The sequence below is a fragment of the Solirubrobacter soli DSM 22325 genome, from assembly GCF_000423665.1.
Classification (GTDB): Bacteria; Actinomycetota; Thermoleophilia; order Solirubrobacterales; family Solirubrobacteraceae; genus Solirubrobacter; species Solirubrobacter soli.
The window spans coordinates 315,929-333,227 of record NZ_AUIK01000001.1 but is presented as its reverse complement, the minus strand read 5'-3'; the positions used below and the strand labels follow the sequence as shown (position 1 = coordinate 333,227).

21 protein-coding genes and 1 tRNA gene are annotated in these 17,299 nt (G+C 71.0%); 12 read left to right on the top strand and 10 right to left on the bottom strand.

Annotated features, from left to right (window positions below; all coding sequences use genetic code 11):
- Nucleotides 1-32 precede the first annotated feature (32 nt).
- The 4 genes from G569_RS0101650 to G569_RS0101635 all read right to left on the bottom strand — a co-directional run bounded on the left by G569_RS0101650 (nt 33) and on the right by G569_RS0101635 (nt 2,469).
- Nucleotides 33-911 (bottom strand): pyridoxamine 5'-phosphate oxidase family protein, encoded by an 879-nt coding sequence (locus G569_RS0101650; RefSeq protein ID WP_028062119.1) that lies wholly within the window; start codon nt 909-911, stop codon nt 33-35.
- A 2-nt stretch (nt 912-913) separates the two neighbouring features.
- Nucleotides 914-1,357 carry a VOC family protein gene (locus G569_RS0101645; RefSeq protein WP_028062118.1) on the bottom strand — a complete coding sequence of 148 codons (444 nt, stop codon included), beginning with the start codon at nt 1,355-1,357 and terminating at the stop codon, nt 914-916.
- Between the two features lie 38 nt (nt 1,358-1,395).
- On the bottom strand, nt 1,396-1,917 hold the full coding sequence (locus G569_RS0101640) for a CGNR zinc finger domain-containing protein (RefSeq protein ID WP_028062117.1): 522 nt from the start codon (nt 1,915-1,917) through the stop codon (nt 1,396-1,398).
- Between the two features lie 306 nt (nt 1,918-2,223).
- The gene (locus G569_RS0101635; RefSeq protein WP_028062116.1) at nt 2,224-2,469 is read right to left on the bottom strand and encodes a hypothetical protein; all 246 of its coding nucleotides are present in this window, start codon (nt 2,467-2,469) and stop codon (nt 2,224-2,226) included.
- A gap of 37 nt (nt 2,470-2,506) precedes the next feature.
- Between G569_RS0101635 and G569_RS0101630 the strand changes: the two genes are divergently transcribed.
- Nucleotides 2,507-2,779: a DUF3303 domain-containing protein gene (locus tag G569_RS0101630; protein WP_028062115.1), complete on the top strand. Its 273-nt coding sequence runs from the start codon at nt 2,507-2,509 to the stop codon at nt 2,777-2,779.
- Between the two features lie 23 nt (nt 2,780-2,802).
- On the opposite strand, the gene G569_RS0101625 is transcribed toward G569_RS0101630, so the two are convergent.
- Together G569_RS0101625 and G569_RS44765 are read right to left on the bottom strand one after the other, a co-directional pair.
- Nucleotides 2,803-3,231: a VOC family protein gene (locus G569_RS0101625; protein ID WP_028062114.1), complete on the bottom strand. Its 429-nt coding sequence runs from the start codon at nt 3,229-3,231 to the stop codon at nt 2,803-2,805.
- Nucleotides 3,232-3,282: 51 nt separating this feature from the next.
- Nucleotides 3,283-3,822, bottom strand: a complete 540-nt coding sequence (locus G569_RS44765) for a helix-turn-helix domain-containing protein (protein WP_037494169.1) — start codon at nt 3,820-3,822, stop codon at nt 3,283-3,285.
- A 19-nt stretch (nt 3,823-3,841) separates the two neighbouring features.
- Between G569_RS44765 and G569_RS0101615 the strand changes: the two genes are divergently transcribed.
- The gene (locus G569_RS0101615; RefSeq protein ID WP_028062113.1) at nt 3,842-4,936 is read left to right on the top strand and encodes an NAD(P)/FAD-dependent oxidoreductase; all 1,095 of its coding nucleotides are present in this window, start codon (nt 3,842-3,844) and stop codon (nt 4,934-4,936) included.
- A 20-nt stretch (nt 4,937-4,956) separates the two neighbouring features.
- Nucleotides 4,957-6,066 (top strand): pyridoxal phosphate-dependent aminotransferase, encoded by a 1,110-nt coding sequence (locus G569_RS44760; protein ID WP_053225694.1) that lies wholly within the window; start codon nt 4,957-4,959, stop codon nt 6,064-6,066.
- Between the two features lie 268 nt (nt 6,067-6,334).
- Here G569_RS44760 and G569_RS0101605 read toward each other — a convergent pair whose 3' ends face one another.
- Complete coding sequence (locus tag G569_RS0101605) at nt 6,335-6,748, bottom strand: VOC family protein (protein ID WP_028062112.1); 414 nt, start codon at nt 6,746-6,748, stop codon at nt 6,335-6,337.
- 53 nt (nt 6,749-6,801) lie between these two features.
- On the bottom strand, nt 6,802-7,218 hold the full coding sequence (locus G569_RS0101600; protein WP_037494167.1) for a helix-turn-helix domain-containing protein: 417 nt from the start codon (nt 7,216-7,218) through the stop codon (nt 6,802-6,804).
- Between the two features lie 62 nt (nt 7,219-7,280).
- Between G569_RS0101600 and G569_RS0101595 the strand changes: the two genes are divergently transcribed.
- The 3 genes from G569_RS0101595 to G569_RS0101585 all read left to right on the top strand — a co-directional run bounded on the left by G569_RS0101595 (nt 7,281) and on the right by G569_RS0101585 (nt 10,140).
- Nucleotides 7,281-9,461, top strand: coding sequence for an NADP-dependent isocitrate dehydrogenase (locus G569_RS0101595; RefSeq protein ID WP_028062110.1), 2,181 nt, complete (start codon nt 7,281-7,283; stop codon nt 9,459-9,461).
- A gap of 77 nt (nt 9,462-9,538) precedes the next feature.
- Entirely contained in the window at nt 9,539-9,892 is a 354-nt protein-coding gene (locus G569_RS0101590) for a hypothetical protein (protein ID WP_157591751.1), read from the top strand.
- A gap of 50 nt (nt 9,893-9,942) precedes the next feature.
- Entirely contained in the window at nt 9,943-10,140 is a 198-nt protein-coding gene (locus G569_RS0101585; protein ID WP_245602335.1) for a Sec-independent protein translocase subunit TatA/TatB, read from the top strand.
- Here G569_RS0101585 and G569_RS0101580 read toward each other — a convergent pair.
- Entirely contained in the window at nt 10,133-10,744 is a 612-nt protein-coding gene (locus G569_RS0101580) for an HD domain-containing protein (protein WP_157591750.1), read from the bottom strand. The genes G569_RS0101585 and G569_RS0101580 overlap by 8 nt on opposite strands.
- Before the next feature lie 18 nt (nt 10,745-10,762).
- Between G569_RS0101580 and G569_RS0101575 the strand changes: the two genes are divergently transcribed.
- The 4 genes from G569_RS0101575 (at nt 10,763) to G569_RS44755 (ending at nt 12,687) form a co-directional block, all read left to right on the top strand.
- Nucleotides 10,763-11,527 carry a VOC family protein gene (locus G569_RS0101575; RefSeq protein WP_028062106.1) on the top strand — a complete coding sequence of 255 codons (765 nt, stop codon included), beginning with the start codon at nt 10,763-10,765 and terminating at the stop codon, nt 11,525-11,527.
- Nucleotide 11,528: 1 nt separating this feature from the next.
- Nucleotides 11,529-12,005 (top strand): cupin domain-containing protein, encoded by a 477-nt coding sequence (locus tag G569_RS0101570; RefSeq protein WP_028062105.1) that lies wholly within the window; start codon nt 11,529-11,531, stop codon nt 12,003-12,005.
- A 126-nt stretch (nt 12,006-12,131) separates the two neighbouring features.
- A complete protein-coding gene (locus G569_RS0101565; protein WP_028062104.1) occupies nt 12,132-12,392 on the top strand; it encodes a DUF7218 family protein in 261 nt (86 codons plus the stop codon).
- 19 nt (nt 12,393-12,411) lie between these two features.
- On the top strand, nt 12,412-12,687 hold the full coding sequence (locus G569_RS44755) for an Rv1322 family protein (RefSeq protein ID WP_037494164.1): 276 nt from the start codon (nt 12,412-12,414) through the stop codon (nt 12,685-12,687).
- Between the two features lie 65 nt (nt 12,688-12,752).
- Here G569_RS44755 and G569_RS57030 read toward each other — a convergent pair whose 3' ends face one another.
- A complete protein-coding gene (locus G569_RS57030) occupies nt 12,753-14,984 on the bottom strand; it encodes a S8 family serine peptidase (RefSeq protein ID WP_053225693.1) in 2,232 nt (743 codons plus the stop codon).
- Nucleotides 14,985-15,309: 325 nt separating this feature from the next.
- On the opposite strand from G569_RS57030, the gene G569_RS0101550 reads away from it, so the two are divergent.
- A tRNA-Arg gene (locus G569_RS0101550) sits at nt 15,310-15,384 on the top strand.
- 238 nt (nt 15,385-15,622) lie between these two features.
- Nucleotides 15,623-17,224 (top strand): TROVE domain-containing protein, encoded by a 1,602-nt coding sequence (locus G569_RS0101545; protein ID WP_053225692.1) that lies wholly within the window; start codon nt 15,623-15,625, stop codon nt 17,222-17,224.
- Nucleotides 17,225-17,299: the final 75 nt, after the last annotated feature.

Sequence of the window (17,299 nt, the reverse complement as noted above, 5' to 3'; positions counted from 1 at the left end):
ACCGCGTGGTGACCCCAGGGTGGCCCTGGGGGTCACTGGAGCGGCGGGTTGCGGGCGGGGCGTTCGAGCTCCCACACCAGCGGCGCCGCGTGGTCCAACCGGACTGTAGCGTCCACTGCAAGCCGGACGATGCGCTGGGCGCTCGGGAACCCGCCGCTCTCCCACAGCACCTCCGCGCGACCGCTCAGGTAGAGCGTCGTGCCGGTCTTCGGATCCACGACGGTCAGCCCGGTCGCCGGGTCGGTCGCGATGTTGCCGAGCGTGTTGAACATCGAGTTGCCGGTGTAGTCCGGCCACTCGACGGTGTTGGGGTCGACGACGCGCAGGAAGCCCGGGTTGCCGCCGCGGTGGGACGCGTCGGCGCCTTGGTCGGGGCCGCGGGTGGCGACGAACGCGGTGTCGGCGCGCGTCAGCAACTCGATCCCCGCGTCATCGAGCGTCTCGCCCGCGTGGCGCGTTGGCTGTGGGCGCGCCACGCCCACGACGTGGCGGGTCGCGATGTACTTCGGGCAGTTGGAGTAGACCTGCTCGAGCTCGATCGAGATGCCGTCGGCGTCGCTCCAGGCGGTGCCGTTGAGACGCATGCGCCGCCGGGTGCCGGGTTCGATCGCGAGGCCGCCGACGGGGCCGTTGAGCGCGCCTTCGAGCGGATCGCCGAGGAGCGGCTGCGCGTCGATGTGGACGGTGGACGGATACGGCACGCTGATGAAGCCGGGGCGCCCGTAGAGCACGGTCGCCCACATGCGCCCTCTGTCGTCCTCGGCCCCGAGCACGATCCACGGCTGCGCGGCGAGGAACTCCGCCGCGACGTCCGGGATCTCGGCGCTGAACGCGTCCTCCAGCGCCGCGGCGCGGTCGGCGACCCCTGCGCGGCGCTGGACGGCGAGCTCGCCTCGGTGGAAGCGCGCCACGTCTAGAAGAACCCGCAGGTCGGGGCCGCGCCGGTGGGCGCGGTGCCGTGGACGCCGGCGCCCGTGAAGATCTCCAGCCGGATGCCGTCGGGGTCCTCGAAGAAGATCCCGCCGCTGGACGCCCCCTCGCCGTGGGGGACGATCCCGTCGTGGTAGAGCTTCAGACCGGCGTCACGGACCCGCGTCTCCGCGGCCTTGACGGCTTCGACCGAGTCCACCTCGAACGACAGGTGATGCAGGCCAGGCCGGTCGGTGGCGAACGCGCCGTCGCTCTGCTGCCAGAGCGTGAGGATCAGCCGGTCCTCATCGCCCAGGAACGCGTAGCCGTCGCCGCGGCCCTTGACGGCCCAACCGAAGATGCCGGCGTAGAAGTCGACGGAGCGGTCGAGGTCGGCGACGTTGAGGCCGACGTGGCCGGTGGCGAACGTGGTGGCGAGCGCTGTCATGCTCACCACCTTAGCCGTTGATACCGGTTAAGTCAAAATTACTGGTGACTCCGGCCGTGGCGGATCGCCTTGTCGCGATTGCCGCACGCGGCCATCGAGCACCAGCGCCGCGTCCCGGGTCGCGAGGTGTCCAGGAACCAGAGCACGCAGTCCGGGTTCGCGCAGCCCCGGATGCGGTCGGCGCGGGTCTCGAGGAGCGTCACCATCGCGGCGGCGCAGATCCACGGCACCCGCCACGCGGCGGCGGCGTCGACCTCCACCCCGGCGCCGCCGGGACCGAGCACCGGCCGCTGCGAACCCCGCGCCAGCACGGCGTTGACCGCATGTCGGGCCGTGGGCGAGTCGGGGTCCGAGAGCCAGGTGCGGATCGCCTCGCGCGCCTCGCGCAGCGCGCGCCGCGCGGCCGCGTCCGCGGGGGCGTCGAATCCGTGCGCGTCGAGGAAGACGCGTGCGCCCGCCTCGTCCGTCAGCAGGTCGCGCAGCTCGTCGCCGGCCATCCACGTCGTGTTGAGGAGGTCGAGCGGCAGCGGCTCTCCGAGCAGTGGGCGAGGGTCGATCACGTCACCAGCATAGGCATCTTTTCAGGTGAGGCCGCGACTCGCTGCCACTCGCGCGAGGCGTTCGTCGAGCGTCACAAGTCTTGCCTGTGCCGACTCCGCAGCCAGCAGGACGCAGCAGTCGGGAAGCTTCAACCCGGTCTCGTCGGCGCGTCGCGCGGTCTCGTCGGCGCTCTCCGCGGCGATGGCGGCCTGCCCTTCTCGACGAGTCGCAGCAAGAGCTCGCGGCGCGATCCGACGGCCGGCCAGTCGGCACAGCACGACGTGTAACACCTACGGTGAGAGTGCAACACCTACACGGGCCGGCACCTACACGGGCCGGCCGGAGGGCGGGGCCGCGAGGAGCATCTCCGTCTGGTGCAGCAGCGGCGCGACCGCCTCCAGGACCGCGGTCGCGACGAGCAGGTCCTGCGGCTGGTAGAGCTGCTCGAGCGGCGCGAGGATCGCGCTCAGCGCGCCGCGGGCGTCGGGGGCGAGGTCGACGTCGTCGATGATCGAGAAGACCGGGTCGGTCGATTCGAGCAGCGCGTCGACGAGCTGGTGGAGTGGAGTCATTTCCCTCTGTAGACGGAGACGCGAGAAACTCGCCCCCATGCATTTCATGGTGATCGAGCACTTCGTCAACGGCGCCCGCCCCATCTACGAACGGTTCGAGCGGGACGGACGCCTGATGCCGGAGGAGGGGTTGACTTTCGTGTCCAGCTACGTGACCGCGGATCTAACGCGCTGCTTCCAGCTCATGGAGTGCGACGACCTCACCAAGCTCCAGGCGTGGGTCGCCAACTGGGAGGACCTCGCCGACTTCGAGATCGTCCCGGTCGTCCCCGGAAGCCGGGTAGGTGATGCGGTCCGCGCCCGAGAATGAGCGCGGCGGGCCGTACATGCACATCACACGGCCGCCGGGATGTCCACGCGCTGCGCGAGGCGGATGTGGTTGCCGGACGGGTCGCGGAAGCCGGTGTCGATGCCCCACGGCTGCTGCGTCGGCTCGGGGAGGTCGACGCCGCGCGCCTTCAGCGCCTCGTACTCGGCCTGGACGTCGTCGGTGGTGAGGAAGATCGCGCCGACGGCGCCCTTGGCCAGCAGGTCGCGCACGGACGCGGCGGTCTCCTCGGAGAAGACCGGCTCGCCGGGGATCGCCATCAGGACGACCGAGGTGTCCGAGTCGGCCTTCGGGGCGACGGTCAGCCAGCGGAAGCCGCCGAGCTCGGGCGGCGTCAGGTCCTCGCGGACCGTCCAGCCGAGCTGGTCGACGTAGAAGGCGAGGGCCTCGTCCTGATCGTTGACCCAGAGCTGTGCGGTGGCGAAAGTGTTCATGGCGTTGAAGGTACGGTCGAGGGCTCGCCACGTCTTCTCGAATCGTGCTGCTTAGTAGGCCATCAGCGCGATCGCGCGCGCGGGCCGGTCGTCGAGCGCCTCGTACGAGTGCGGGACGTCGCCGGGGAAGCGCAGGACGTCGCCGGCGTCCATCTCCCGTTCGGCGCCCGTCGGCCCGGCTCGCAGCCGTCCCTCGGTGAGGAGGATGTGCTCGATCACGCCCTTCGGATGCGCGTTCGCGTGGCGGACCTGACCGGCGGGGAAGACGATGTCGAGCGCCTCGACGAGCCTGGCTCCGGTCGCCTGCGTGAGCACCTTGGCGTGCACGGCTCCGGTGACGGTGGCGAGGTCTTGAGCCCTGATGTGTTCCACTTGTGGACCGGTCGTGGCGGTGAGTGAGCCGAAGGGCACGCCGAGCGCGTCCGCGAGGGCGTAGAGCGTCTCGACCGTCGGGTTCGCATCTCCTGCTTCGATGCGGGAGAGCGTTGCCTTTCCGGTCTTGCTCGCCGCCGCCAGCTCGTTCAGCGACAGGCCGCGCGCGAGCCGCAGGCTGCGGACGTTCTCGGCGACGGCTTTGATCACCTGGTCCATATATGGAACACTCTAAGTCATGACCGAGGTCGTCGTCGTGGGTGGAGGCATCGCGGGCACAACCATCGCATGGGAGCTCGCACGGCGTGGTGTCGCGGTGACGCTGTTCGAGCAGGGCTCGCTGGCCGCGGGCGCCTCGGGTCGCAACACGGGGACGTTGCTGCACCAGACCGAGCCGGCGGTGGCGGCGATGTTCTCCGCATCGCTGGACGGGTATCGCTCGATCGGCTTCGAGTGGACGCCTCGCGAGGAGTTGCTGCTGGCGCGGACGCCGTCGCAAGTGTCCTTGGCCGCCGCGAAGGCCGCGGTCATCGGCGGCGCGACCGCGGTGAGCGGCGATGAACTGCGCTCGGCCTACCCGGCATTCGGTCCTTCCGTGCTGGGCGGGCAGGTCTTCACAGGCGCCGGGACGGTCGAGCCGGAGGACGCGACGCGCGCGTTCGCCGAGGCCGCCCGGTCGGCGGGCGCTCGCGTGCGGACCGGCGTGCGGGTCGGCCGCGTCGCCTCCGATGGCGTCTTGACCGACGAGGGCCCGGTGGCTTGCGACGCGGTCGTCGTCGCCGCGGGTCCGTGGCTCGCCGACCTCGTGCGCGTGCCGGTGAAGGCAGGCCGCGGGTGGCTCATGCAGGCCGAGCGGCTCGACGTCCCGTGGATCGTCGAGGAGGTCTCCTGGCCGGACCAGGTCGTGCTCGGGCAGGCCGCCGAGCCGACGCCGATCGCCGACGTCGCGTCCGGCCGCGTCGACGTCCCGATCGGCGAGTGCGCGCTGCTGTGCCCGCGTCCTGGCGGCGACGGGCTGCTCGGCGCGTCCTTGTCCACCTCGCTGCGCGACGCCGTCGAGGGGGTGGACGCGCCGCGCCGGATCGCCGCGCGGGTGCTCGAGGTCGCGCCGGGATTGCGGACGCGGATCGTCCGCGCGTGGTGGGGGTTGCGGCCGATGACGCCGGACGGACTGCCGGTCGCGGGGTCGTGGGACGGCGTCTGGGTGCACGGCGGGCACGGCTCGCTCGGCATGCAGGCCGCTCCCGCCACCGCGGCGTGGCTGGCGGCGGCGATGCACGGTTCGGACACGCCGCCGACGTTCTCTGAACTCACACCGGAGCGATTCACATGATCTCTCAGCGCGTGGAAAGCATGTTGCGGATGACGATGGCGGACGTCGCCGATCAGGCGGACGCGCTGGGCGACGAGGTGTTCCGGCTCGAGAACGCCGACACGTGCTTCACGCCGCCCTCGCATGTCCTGCACGCGACACGCTCGGCCGTCGGCGTGGACGAGTTCAACTCGTATCTGCCGCTGCGAGGGTTGGGTGTGCTGCGCTCTGCCATCGCCTCGCGGTACGCCGCCGATTTCGGCGTCTCGTACGACCCTGAGGGCGAGATCGTCGTGTCGTGCGGGGCCGGCGAGTCGCTGCTCAATGCGCTCCTGACGCTGATCGACCCGGGCGACCGGGTGCTGCTGACCAACCCGACCTACAGCGGGATGGCCCAGCGGGTGCGGCTGGCGGGCGGAGTGCAGGCGTTCACGCCGCTCGACGCGTCATGGCGTCTCGATCTGTCGCGGTTGCGCGAGGACGCGCGCGGCTGCCGCGTGCTCTTCTTCGCCTCGCCGTGCATGCCGTCCGGGACGGTGTTCACGCAGGCGGAGGTGGCCGCGATCTCCGAGGTCGCCGTCGTGAACGACGCCTGGATCGTCTTCAACGGAAGCGCGGACAAGGTCGTGTTCGGCGGGCGTTCGGTGACGTTGCCCGGCCCCCGCGAGCGCACGGTCCTCGTCGGCTGCATGTCGAAGAACTACGGCATGCCCGGCTGGCGCGTCGGGTGGGCGCTCGGCCCGCGGCCCGTGATGCGCGCGATGGAGGACGTCCACATCTTCAACGGGGTGATGCCCAGCGGGTTCGGCCAGGCGGGTGCCGCGGCGGCACTTTCGGGCGACCAGGCGTGGCAGGAGGCCCTGGTGGACGCCTATGAGCGCGGCCAGGCGGCGCTGTTGTCCGAGTTGCCTGCCGGCCGCGTGATCCCCGCCGAGGGCGGCTACTACTGCCTGTTCGACACGCGCCCGATGACCGGCGTCGCGTTCGCCGCCGGCCTGCTGGCGTCCGAGGGCGTCGCCGTGACCCCGATGCAGGGCTGGGGCTCCGACGACTTCGGCGAGCACTTCGTGCGGCTGATCTTCACGAACGAGCCGGAGGACCGCTTGCGCGAGGCGAGCCGGCGGATCGCCCGCTTCACTGCGTCCCGGTGACGCCGCGGCGGCCCAAGGCCGGCCGGCAACTGGGCCCCGCGCCTGCCGATGAGCCCGCGCGGTGCGTTAACGCAGAAACCGCCTCGGCGGGCGGTCTACGACTGTTATCGGCAGGCGGGGGCCGAACCTTGAGCGCGGTCGCGAGAGCTGGCGCGTTGCCGCTCGTCGCCCCGCGCCCGCCACCCGCGCCGCCGCGGCGCGCCCGACGAACCGCGCCGGGCGCGCACAGAGCGCCGGGCGGGGAGTGTCCCGGCGCCCGTGCTGCGGCTCAGAACTCGGTCAGCTGCGTGAGCCGGAAGTGGTTGCCCGAGGGGTCGCGGAACGAGCAGTCGATGCCGTACGGGCGCTCCTCCGGCTCGTCGACCAACTCGACGCCGCGGGCCTTGAGCGCCTCGACCTCGGCGTACACGTCCTCGGTGGTGAGGAACACGGTGCCGGCAAAGCCCTTGGCCGTGAGCTCGCGCACCTGCTGCGCGGTCTCGTCGTCCATGATCGGCGCGCCGGGGACGGCCATCAGGACGATCGCGACGTCCTGGCCCTTCGGGGCGACGGTCAGCCAGCGGAAGTTGCCCATCTCCGGCATCGTCACGTCGGACTGCACTTCCATGCCGAGCTTCTCGGTGTAGAAGGCCAGAGCCTCATCCTGGTCGTTGACCCAGACCTGCGTGGTGGCGATCTTCATGCTCCGCAAGCTAGCCCTGCGGCGGCGGGCGTGTCTTCTCGAATTGTGCTGTCTCAGCCGCGCCCGGCCGGGCGGTGCTGCGGCCGGCCGTACGCCCGAACGACGCACGACGGCACGACCACCCGCGAGACCGCGGGCGGGAACGACGCGCGGTACGCGGCGGGGGACTTCTCGAACATCCGCGTGAAGCTCGTCGTGAACGACCCGAGGCTCTGCAGGCCGACGCTGTAACAGATGTCGGAGATGCTCCGGTCGGTCGTCCGCAGCAGCGCGGCCGCGCGCTCCAACCGGCGCGTGAGCAGGTACACGTGCGGCGATTCGCCGAACGCGGCCTTGAACTCGCGCGAGAAGTGGGCCTTGGAGAGACCCGCCGCCTTGGCCATGTCCTCCACGTCGAGTTGGTCGGCGTAGCGGTTGTCGGCGAGGTCCTTCGCGCGGAGCAGGTGGCGGGCGGGTGGGGCGTAGGCCATCGCCTCCTGAGTATCGCCGATAGCCTGCACTGCCTCGCGATTCCGAACTCGGGCAGGCTCTGATGAAGCTGATCTACACCTACACGGACGAGGCGCCGGCGCTGGCCACGCACTCGTTCCTGCCGATCATCGAAGCGTTCGCCGGCCAGGCGGGCGTCGACATCGAGCTGCGCGACATCTCGCTCGCCGGCCGGATCCTCGCGCAGTTCCCCGACCGCCTCACCGACGAGCAGCGCGTCGCGGACGCGCTCGCGGAGCTCGGCGAGCTGGCCAAGACGCCCGAGGCGAACATCATCAAGCTGCCCAACATCAGCGCCTCGATCCCGCAGCTGAAGGGCGCGATCAAGGAGCTCCAGGACGCGGGCTACGACGTCCCCGACTACCCGGACTCGCCGAGCACCGACGACGAGCGCGCCGCGCGCGAGGCCTACGATCGCGTGAAGGGGTCCGCGGTCAACCCCGTCCTGCGCGAAGGCAACTCCGACCGCCGCGCGCCCGCTTCCGTCAAGGCATTCGCCCGCAAGCACCCGCACTCGATGGGCGCGTGGTCCACCGAGTCCAAGTCGCACGTCTCGACGATGTCCGGCGGCGACTTCCGCTCCACCGAGAAGTCGGTCACGGTTGACGCGGACGACACGCTGCGGATCGAGTTCGTCGGCGCCGACGGCGCCACGACCGTGCTCAAGGAGCGGGTCCCCGTGCTCGCGGGCGAGATCGTCGACGCCGCGGTGATGCAGCGCGCGGCGCTCGACGCCTTCCTGGCCGAGCAGATCGCCGAGGCCAAGGCGCAGGGCGTGCTCTTCTCCCTGCACATGAAGGCGACGATGATGAAGGTCTCGGATCCGATCATCTTCGGCCACGCGGTCCGCGCGTTCTTCCCCGAGGTCTTTGCCGCCCACCCCGAGCTGCCGAGCCCCAACAACGGCCTCGGCGCGATCCTCGCCAGCGCGTCCCCGGAGGTCGAGGCCGCCATCAAGGCCGGGATCGAGAGCGGCCCGGCCCTGGCGATGGTCGACTCCGACCGCGGCATCACGAACCTGCACGTCCCGTCCGACGTGATCATCGACGCGTCGATGCCCGCGATGATCCGCACCTCGGGCCAGATGTGGAACAGCGCCGGCGAACAGCAGGACACCAAGGCGGTCATCCCCGACTCCTCCTACGCGGCGCTCTACGCGGAGGCGATCGATTTCTGTCGCGAGAACGGCGCGTTCGACCCGTCGACGATGGGCACGACGCCGAACGTCGGGCTGATGGCGCAGAAGGCCGAGGAGTACGGCTCGCACGACAAGACGTTCGAGATCGAGGCGCCCGGCGTCGTTCGCGTGGTCAACGCGGCCGGCGATGTGCTGCTCGAGCAGGACGTCGAGGCCGGCGACATCTGGCGTGCCTGCCAGACCAAGGACGCGCCGGTGCGCGACTGGGTGCGCCTGGCCGTCGAGCGCGCGCGGGCGACGGGCGTCCCCGCCGTCTTCTGGCTGGACGAGACGCGCGCCCACGACGCGCAGGTGCTGCGGAAGGTGCGCGAGTACCTGCCCGAGCACGACACGGCGGGCCTGCAGCTCGAGATCCTCCCGGTGCGCGAGGCGACGCGCTTCACGCTCGAGCGCGCCGCTCGCGGCGAGGACACGATCTCGGTCACGGGCAACGTGCTCCGCGACTACCTCACCGACCTGTTCCCGATCCTCGAGCTCGGTACGAGCGCCAAGATGCTCTCGATCGTGCCGCTGATGAACGGCGGCGGACTGTTCGAGACCGGCGCCGGCGGCTCGGCGCCGAAGCACGTCCAACAGCTCGTCCGCGAGAACCACCTGCGCTGGGATTCGCTGGGTGAGTTCCTCGCTCTGGCGGTGTCGTTGGAGAAGCTCGCGGACGCGACCGACAATCCGCGCGCGGCGATTCTCGGCCGCACGCTCGACGAGGCCACGGGCAAGCTGCTCGAAGAGCGCAAGTCCCCGTCGCGGCGGGTGAACGAGCTCGACAACCGCGGCTCGCACTTCTACCTCGCTCTGTACTGGGCGCAGGCGCTGGCGGCCGACGACGAGCTCGGCGAAGCGTTCGCGCCACTCGCGGAGCGGCTGGCGGCGGACGAGGAGAAGATCGTGGCGGAATTGAATGGCGCGCAGGGGTCCGAAGTCGATCTCGGCGGCTACTACTTCGTCGATCGCGAGAAGACCGACGCCGTGATGCGGCCGAGCGCGACATTCAACGCCGCGATCGAGTCGTTGCACACGACTGCGTAGAAAAGTCACACTTAAGTTGCAGTTCCGGCACAAAGCGGTCTTGTCCCGTTGCAGGGACAGGACCGATGCTGCCGGCCATGCACAAGGCACAGGTCAAGCGAGGGATCAAGCCCTCTTGGGAGCCGCTCCTGGGGCTCGTCGGCAAGGAGCTCGTCACCGGGTTCATGTGGATGCACGCGCTCGAGCTCGACGATGGCGCGGAGCTTCACGCGTACAAGGTGGTCGCCACGCGCCGGTATCTCCACATCGCGGCGGACGGGCGCGTGTTCGCCCAGCGCGGCGACCATCGCTACGAGCAGGTCAGTGCGGGCGCGGCGCTCGCGGAGGCGTTCGAAGGCTGGGAGGACCTGGTTCCGCAGCCCCGGGATCCGGACGCGGTGCGGGCCTTGCTCGAACGTCACCGCTCAGCGACTTCACAGGAAATGCACTAAGGCGGGCCAGGGACTGTGCCAATCCTTCAGGCATGCCCAACATCGGACCCATGGAACTGGCGATCGTCGCCGTCATCGCCCTGCTCGTCCTCGGCCCCAAGCGCCTGCCCTCGGCGGGGCGCAGCCTCGGCCGCGGCATCCGCGAGTTCAAGGACGGCATCAGCGGGCGGGCGAACGCCGAGCTCGACGCCGCTCCGGAGCAGCCGGGCGTGCGTACCGACGAGCGGGTGGCGGCCGAGGTCAGCTAGCGAGGCGGTCGATCTCGGCCACGGTCCGGCCCAGCTCCTCGAGGGCTGGGACGGCGCGATCGCCGAGATCGTCGCGGCGGGCGTCGAACGCCGTGTAGAGGGAGCGGTAGTACCAGCGGATCGAGTCGCCTTCGCCGGCCTTGAAGCGGTCCCACAGTCCGTCGCCGTGGGTGCGGTAGTCGAGCAGGATCGCCCGCGCGTTGTGGAGCTTGTCGGCGAGCGAGACGCGCAGCTCGTCGGGGCGCTTGTGGGCGATCGCGTCGATGTACGCCCGCTTGCGTGCGTACCAGGGCGGCTTGGGCTCGGTGTCGCTGTCGGAGTTGGCGAGCACGATGCGGGCGGCGTCCTCGCCGAACTCGGCGCGGATGCGCTCGAGCATGGGCTGTCCGCCGCCGTCCTCGACGGCGTCGTGCAGGAGCGCCCCGATCGCCTCGGTCTCGCTGCCGCCCATCTCGAGGACGAGCGAGCTGACCGCCAGGAGGTGGGAGACGTACGGGACGTCGGTCCCCTTTCGCAGCTGTCGCCGGTGGTGGTTCGTGGCGAGCAGGAAGGCCTCGTCGAACTTGTCAGAGAGCAGTGGTCGGTCCGTGTAGGTCTCGGGCATCGCGCGTAGGATCGTCGCATGGGTGACCGAACGAGCTACGCGCCCGGGACGTTCTCCTGGGCTGAGCTGGTGACGAGCGACGCCGACTCCGCCAAGGCCTTCTACACGGGCGTCTTCGGCTGGGACTACCGCGACAACCCGATTCCGGACGGCTCGGTGTACTCGACCGCGCTGCGCGAGGGCAAGGACGTCGCGGCGCTGTTCACCGCCGACCAGCCGCCGCACTGGAACTGCTACGTGACGGTCGAGTCGGCGGACGCGAGCGCGGCGCGCGCGGCCGAGCTCGGGGCGACGATCGCCGCCGAGGCGTTCGACGTCCTCGATGTCGGGCGGATGGCGGTGATCATCGATCCCGTGGGTGCCGCGCTGTGCCTGTGGGAGCCCAAGAGCCACATCGGGGCCACGCTGGTCAACGCGCCGGGCGCGCTTGCGTGGAACGACCTGCTGACGCCGGAACCTGAGGAGTCGTCCGCGTTCTACGGCGATCTGTTCGGCTGGGCCATCGACGAGATCCCGGGCGCCGGCGGCTATCGCGTGATCAAGAACGGCGAGCACTCCAACGGCGGGATCATGGCGATCGACCCGCGCATGGGCTCGGTCCCGCCGAACTGGCTCCCGTACTTCGGCCACGAGGACGTCGAGCGGCTGATCGATGAGGTCGTCGGACTCGGCGGACAGGTCCGCACAGGGCCCGTCAAGGTTCCCGCCGGGAGGTTCGTCGTGCTGGCCGACCCGCAGGGGGCCGCGTTCGCCGCGCTGACCAGCGACGCGTACGACGACTGACGTGCGGCTCGAGACCTGGCTCGCGCCGCCAGGCGACCCGATTCCGAACAACCCGCGGTTCGCGGTGCTGGTCTATCGCGGGTTGTCGCTGGACGACCCGCGCGGGCGGTTCGCGGAGCATGGCTGGGGTGGGACGTGGGTGAGCAACGTGTTCGACTTCCATCACTTCCACTCGACCTCGCACGAGGCGCTCGCGGTGCTCTCGGGCAACGCGACGATCGAGCTCGGCGGGCCGCAGGGGCAGGCCTTCGAGGTCGAGGCGGGCGACGTGCTCGTCCTGCCCGCCGGCACCGGTCACCGCCGAGCCCGCGACGCCGACGGCTTCCGCGTGATGGGCGCGTACCCGGCCGGGCAGGAGGACTACGACCTGCTGCGCGAGGCGGGCGATGCCGCGCGGGCGCGGATCGCCGCGCTGGGCGCGCCGCCCGATGACCCGGTGGGCGGCGAGGGCGTGGCGCGGTGGCGGGCGGCTGAGTGATGCCGCGCGGCGCGGATTCGCGGTGCGGCGGTTTGACCGGGGGGTGGCGAGGATTACTTGACTCAGAGGACGCTTTTCCTGACCACCCCCCGTGAATCACGGGGCGGCGCGGGTAGGCCCTGGTGCATGGCACCGCAGAAGAGCCCCGGTCCGAGCGTCAAGGACCCAGAGCAGTACGAGGCCCTGCGCGATCAGGGCGCGAGCAAGGAGAAGGCGGCGCGGATCGCCAACTCCGACCGGCACGCGACGGCGCAGAAGGGCGGGAAGTCCGGCTCCTACGACGACTGGAGCAAGGACGATCTCTCCAAGCGCGCCGCGGAGATCGGCATCGAAGGTCGTTCGAAGATGAACAAGAGCGAGCTCATCGACGCGTTGCGCAACCACTGACGTACGCCACCATGGGCGCGTGCCCGACGCGCCCCGCTGGTGGACGATCCGGCCGGCCCAGAACCTGAAGCCGGCGACCTACCGCTGCCCGTTCTGCGACCGGTTCCTGTCGTCCATGAGCGCGCACATGCTGATCAAGCCCGAGGGCGACGACCGGCGCCGCCGCCACGCGCACGCCGAGTGCGTGATGCGCGAGCGCAAGGCCGGCCGCCTGCCGCTGCGCGAAGAGGTCGAACCGCCCCGGCCTGGCCTGATCGCACGGTGGCGCGCCCGGCGCCGCGGCGAGACGGAATGACGCGCGGGAGGGTGTGCCGGCGCGTGGAGAGGTCGCGCCGGCGCAGTGGGTCATCGGAGGTACGGCTATGGGGTCGTGGTGGACAAGGTGAACGTGAGCGTCTTGGCGTAGGTGCCGGTGCGGAGCGGTTCGTTGGCGCCGATGTGCTGGCGGAAGCCGAGGGTGACGGTGTCGTTGGAGATCGGGCCGGCGTAGGTCAAGAGCGGGAGGCCGGTCCCGGTGACCGGGGCGAAGGTGCCCGTGTTGGCGGCGGCCTGGATCGGGTCGGTCAAGGCGAACGCGCCGTTGACGAGGCGGCCGGGTGATGCGGCCGCGGGGTCGGCGACGGTGAGGGTCGCGTCGCCGGCGGAGGAGATCACGTTGGCCGTGGTGGAGGTGGCGTAGGTCTTGTCGACGCCCGGAGTGAAGGCGCCGAAGCCGGCGGCGCCGCCGAGGGTCAGGGAGAGCGTGGCGGGGACGGCGCCGCCGGCGCTGCCGTCGGCCCCGGTGTCGAGGTCGTAGACGTTGAACGACACGGACCTGACGGCGGTGTTGCCCTTGAGGTCCTGGGCGCGGGTCTCGAGCACGTGGGCGTTGGGCGAGAGCACTGCGAACGGAGCGGTGTAAGGCGTCCAGGCGCCGCCGTCGAGCCGGTACTCGATGCTGTTCGGCTTGACGCCCACGCCCCAGCCGTCGTCGGCGGTCAGGGTGATCGTCGGGTTCAGGTACCAGCCGTCGACCGGTGTGGGGGAGAGCGCCGCGGTGACGACCGGAGCGTCGACCTCGATGTCCTTCAGAGCGGCGGCGAGGTTCGGCAGCGGCCCCATGATCCGCGTGCCGGTGGCGGCCGTGCCCGTGCGGCGGAGCAGGTCGCGCATCTTGGCGCTGTCGTAGACGGGCTGGCCGGTCGCCTTCAGGTAGGACTGGACGGCGGCGATCGCGTTGACGACGATCGGCCCGGCGCCGGAGGTGCCGCTGAAGGAGCGGGTGTAGCGGCGGGTCAGGTTCTCCGGGGCGGTGCCGCCGAAGAGGTTGCCGCCACTGCCGGTGGTGGTGATCTGCTCGCCCCAGCCCTGAAGGTCGACGCGCGTGCCGTACGAGGAAAAGTTCAGCGCGGCGTGGGTGGTGGCGCTGCCGGCACCGCCGATGATCGCGCCGGAGTCGCGGACGGCGCGGTCGAAGCGGCCGAGCATCGGGGCGCTGTCGAGGTCCTGGCCGCCGTTGCCGCCGGTCTCCATGACGATGATGCCGAGGGCGCTCAGGCCCTTGATGGCGTCGAAGTTCGCCTGCGTCCACTCGATCGGCACGTAGGCGGTGCCGCCCGCCGGGCCGGGGGTCTGCTGCTCGACCAGGACGATGTCGCCGGCCTTGAGGAACTGACCGACGTAGGTGAGCGCGGCCGCGGTGTTGTAGGTCGTGCCGCCCTGGGGCCGGGCGCGGGTGGGCGAGATGCCGCGCATGGTCGCGTCCGGCACGCCGCCGGTGACGCCGTAGCCGTTGTCCTTGGCGACCATCTCGCCGAAGACCGCCGTGCCGTGCTCGTCGGCGAAGCCCGTGTACTGCGGGTAGTCGGTCTTGCCGAGGTCGGTGGCGATCGGGTCGAGCTGAAGATCCTCGTGGTTGGCGGTCCAGTAGTACTCGAGGTCCGCGATCGTCACGCCGGCGCCGCGGGTGCGGGGGTCCTTGCGGGAGAAGTCGGCGTCGATGCCCTGAGGCGCGGGGCGCAGGTAGCCCTGCATGTTCGTGAAGTCAGGCGTCGGCGCGGTCTGCGGCGGCGGCGCCATGTCGGGCGCGACGTACGCGTCGGACACCTGGCCGGAGGCGAGCAGCTCCTCGATGGCCGCGTTCGGGTCGGTGCCCGCGGGCAACGTCAGCCGCTGCCAGGCGCGCATGTCGGGCACCGAGCGACCCCGCGCCCGGGCCTTGGCGGAGAGCGCGGAGAAATCGGCGTCGGAGACGAGCGGCTCGAGCGCGCCCGGACCGGCGACTGAACGCACGCGGCTCTTGCTGCCGGTGACCTTGACCTCCAACACGACCTCGGGTTCGACCGCGACGGCCGAGCCGTCGGAGGCGACGAGGCGGGTGGTCGAGGCGTTCAAGGCACCCGCGCGGATCAGCGCCTGCTTGTCGTAGTGGGCCACGACGCGACCGTCGGCGAGGCCGCTTCGGGCCGGGGCGACGCCTGCGATCGAGGCTGACGGATCGGTCACGGTGACCGGCACGAGACCGGGCGCCGCGAGGTTGACCGGCTCGGCGAGAGCCGGAGCTGCGAGTACGGCAAAGGCACCGAGCGCGACGGCCGCGACGGTTCGCTTCACGAGGTCCCCTCCCCTGTGAGTGACGTGCAATCACCACTCTCTCACCGGTCGGGCGGGCTGGCGAGCGCCTGCGGGCGGAAAGCCCGATCAACACATCCGACGACTGTCAAAGACTCGAACCCGGCGCCCACTTGCGTCGATCGTCACGAGCCCCTACTCTGGCCCACCGCATGACTGAACGACTGCACCGAGCCAGCACGCCCACCGACCTCGTCCGGAGGTCCGTCCCTGCCTGAGCGCCTGCTCGGACACTTGACGGCTCCGCACGAGGGCGATCCGGAAGGGTCGCCCTTTTTCGTTCCTTGACAACTGAATCCACCAACACACGCCCGTAGCTCAGCGGACTTAGAGCACTGCCCTGCGACGGCAGAGGTCGCTGGTTCGAATCCAGCCGGGTGTGCTTGACCGCGGTCACCGCACCTGCTGCGGGCCGGAGCGTTCCGGTTATCGCTGATCCGGAGGAGCTCGTAGAGCGCCGGAATTGACCCGGGCGTGCTCACACGACCGCAGCAACCCCGTTCGCCGCGGGCCGGAGGAGGCCGGTTATCTCCTGTCAGAGGTTGCCCGCGAAGGGCGTATCCGGCCCCACACCACGACCGCGGCGTTCACCTACGACAACCAGAAAGGAGGGACCCTCGATGAACTACCTGATGCGCTTCGCGCGCAACCGCACCGGCCTCGTGCCGAACTCGGCGGGTGGCTACGCCTGGGCGATCGACGACTGGGCGCGCCTGCGCCGCTTCCTGATCCTCGGCTCTGAGGGCGGCTCCTTCTATGCGGGCGAGCTGACGCTGGCGCGTGAGAACGCCACCGCGGTGTGGCGCTGCGTCGAGAGCGACGGCCCGCGCGCGATCGCCGAGATCGTCGCGATCAGCCGTGACGGTCGTGCGGCCAAGAACGATCCGGCGATCTTCGCGCTCGCGATGGCGGCGTCGGCCACCGAGGACGCGACGCGCCAGGCCGCGCTCGCGTCGCTGCCGCTCGTGTGCCGCACGAGCACGCACCTGTTCGCGTTCGCCCGCTTCGTCGAGGGGTTCCGTGGTTGGGGCCGCTCGCTGCGTCGCGGCATCGCGACGTGGTACCTCGACCAGGCGCCGGACCAGCTCGCGTACCAGGCGGTCAAGTACCGCCAGCGCGACGGCATGACCCACCGCGACCTCCTGCGCCTGGCGCACCCGGTCGCGGAGACGCCGGAGCACGCGCAGCTGTTCGAGTGGATCGTGCGCCGCACCGAGGCGGACGGTCTGCCGCGGATCGTCGAGGGCTTCACCGCCGCTCAGCACGCGAAGGACGCGCGCCAGACGGCGAAGCTCATCCGCGAGTACGCGCTCCCGCGCGAGGCGGTCCTGCCGGACTTCCTCGACAGCAAGGAGGTGTGGGCGGCGCTGCTCGAGCACATGCCGACGGGAGCGCTGATCCGCAACCTCGCGACGCTGACCCGCGTGGGCGTGCTCGTCCCGGGCTCCAACGCGACCAAGCACGTGGTCGCGCAGCTCGGGGACGGCGAGCGCCTGCGCAAGGCGCGCGTGCACCCGATCGCCGTGCTGTCGGCGCTGCGCACGTACTCGGCCGGTCGTGGGTTCCGCGGTCAGCACGAGTGGGTGCCGGTCGCGCAGGTCATCGACGCGCTCGACGCCGCGTTCTACATGGCGTTCGGCACCGTCGAGCCGGCGAACAAGCGCATGCTGCTCGCGCTCGACGTGTCGGGCTCGATGGCCGGCAGCTGGATCGCCGGCGTGCCGGGTCTGACGCCGCGTGACGCGTCGGCGGCGATGGCGCTGGTGACCGCGGCCACCGAGTCCCGGCACGAGATCGTCGGCTTCCACGCGGGCGGGTGGAAGGCCGGCACCCAGCGCTGGGGCTGGGCCCAGGACGGGCTGGCGCCACTGGCGATCAGCCCGCGCCAGCGCCTGGACGACGCGGTGCGCGCCGTGTCCGACCTGCCCTTCGGCGGCACCGACTGCGCACTGCCGATGCGCTACGCGCTCGAGACCGGGCGCGAGATCGACACGTTCGTGGTCTACACGGACTCCGAGACGTGGGCGGGTTCCGTCCACCCGGCCCAGGCGCTGCGCGAGTACCGCGAGCGCACTGGGATCGCGGCGCGTCTCGTCGTGGTCGGCATGGTGGCCAACGGCTTCACCATCGCCGACCCGGAGGACCCGGGGATGCTCGACATCGTCGGGTTCGACACCGCGACGCCGGCTGTGGTCACCGGCTTCGCGGCGGGAGCGCTGTGAAGCGCGCAGTGGGCGCGGGAGACCGCGTCGAGAGCGCGTGGACTGGGGCGCGGGCGAGAGCCCGCGCCCTTCGTC

Excerpts from the sequence above, each read along its gene's own strand:
- G569_RS0101580 (WP_157591750.1), bottom strand. The coding sequence starts at position 10,744 with ATGCCCGAGACCTACACGGACCGACCACTGCTCTCTGACAAGTTCGAC.
- G569_RS0101625 (WP_028062114.1), bottom strand. The coding sequence starts at position 3,231 with ATGAACACTTTCGCCACCGCACAGCTCTGGGTCAACGATCAGGACGAG.
- G569_RS0101600 (WP_037494167.1), bottom strand. The coding sequence starts at position 7,218 with ATGGCCTACGCCCCACCCGCCCGCCACCTGCTCCGCGCGAAGGACCTC.
- G569_RS0101595 (WP_028062110.1), top strand. The coding sequence starts at position 7,281 with ATGAAGCTGATCTACACCTACACGGACGAGGCGCCGGCGCTGGCCACG.
- G569_RS0101635 (WP_028062116.1), bottom strand. The coding sequence starts at position 2,469 with ATGACTCCACTCCACCAGCTCGTCGACGCGCTGCTCGAATCGACCGAC.
- G569_RS44760 (WP_053225694.1), top strand. The coding sequence starts at position 4,957 with ATGTTGCGGATGACGATGGCGGACGTCGCCGATCAGGCGGACGCGCTG.
- G569_RS0101605 (WP_028062112.1), bottom strand. The coding sequence starts at position 6,748 with ATGAAGATCGCCACCACGCAGGTCTGGGTCAACGACCAGGATGAGGCT.
- G569_RS0101615 (WP_028062113.1), top strand. The coding sequence starts at position 3,842 with ATGACCGAGGTCGTCGTCGTGGGTGGAGGCATCGCGGGCACAACCATC.
- G569_RS0101585 (WP_245602335.1), top strand. The coding sequence starts at position 9,943 with ATGGAACTGGCGATCGTCGCCGTCATCGCCCTGCTCGTCCTCGGCCCC.
- G569_RS0101545 (WP_053225692.1), top strand. The coding sequence starts at position 15,623 with ATGAACTACCTGATGCGCTTCGCGCGCAACCGCACCGGCCTCGTGCCG.
- G569_RS0101565 (WP_028062104.1), top strand. The coding sequence starts at position 12,132 with ATGGCACCGCAGAAGAGCCCCGGTCCGAGCGTCAAGGACCCAGAGCAG.
- G569_RS0101645 (WP_028062118.1), bottom strand. The coding sequence starts at position 1,357 with ATGACAGCGCTCGCCACCACGTTCGCCACCGGCCACGTCGGCCTCAAC.
- G569_RS0101630 (WP_028062115.1), top strand. The coding sequence starts at position 2,507 with ATGCATTTCATGGTGATCGAGCACTTCGTCAACGGCGCCCGCCCCATC.
- G569_RS0101590 (WP_157591751.1), top strand. The coding sequence starts at position 9,539 with ATGCACAAGGCACAGGTCAAGCGAGGGATCAAGCCCTCTTGGGAGCCG.
- G569_RS0101575 (WP_028062106.1), top strand. The coding sequence starts at position 10,763 with ATGGGTGACCGAACGAGCTACGCGCCCGGGACGTTCTCCTGGGCTGAG.
- G569_RS44765 (WP_037494169.1), bottom strand. The coding sequence starts at position 3,822 with ATGGACCAGGTGATCAAAGCCGTCGCCGAGAACGTCCGCAGCCTGCGG.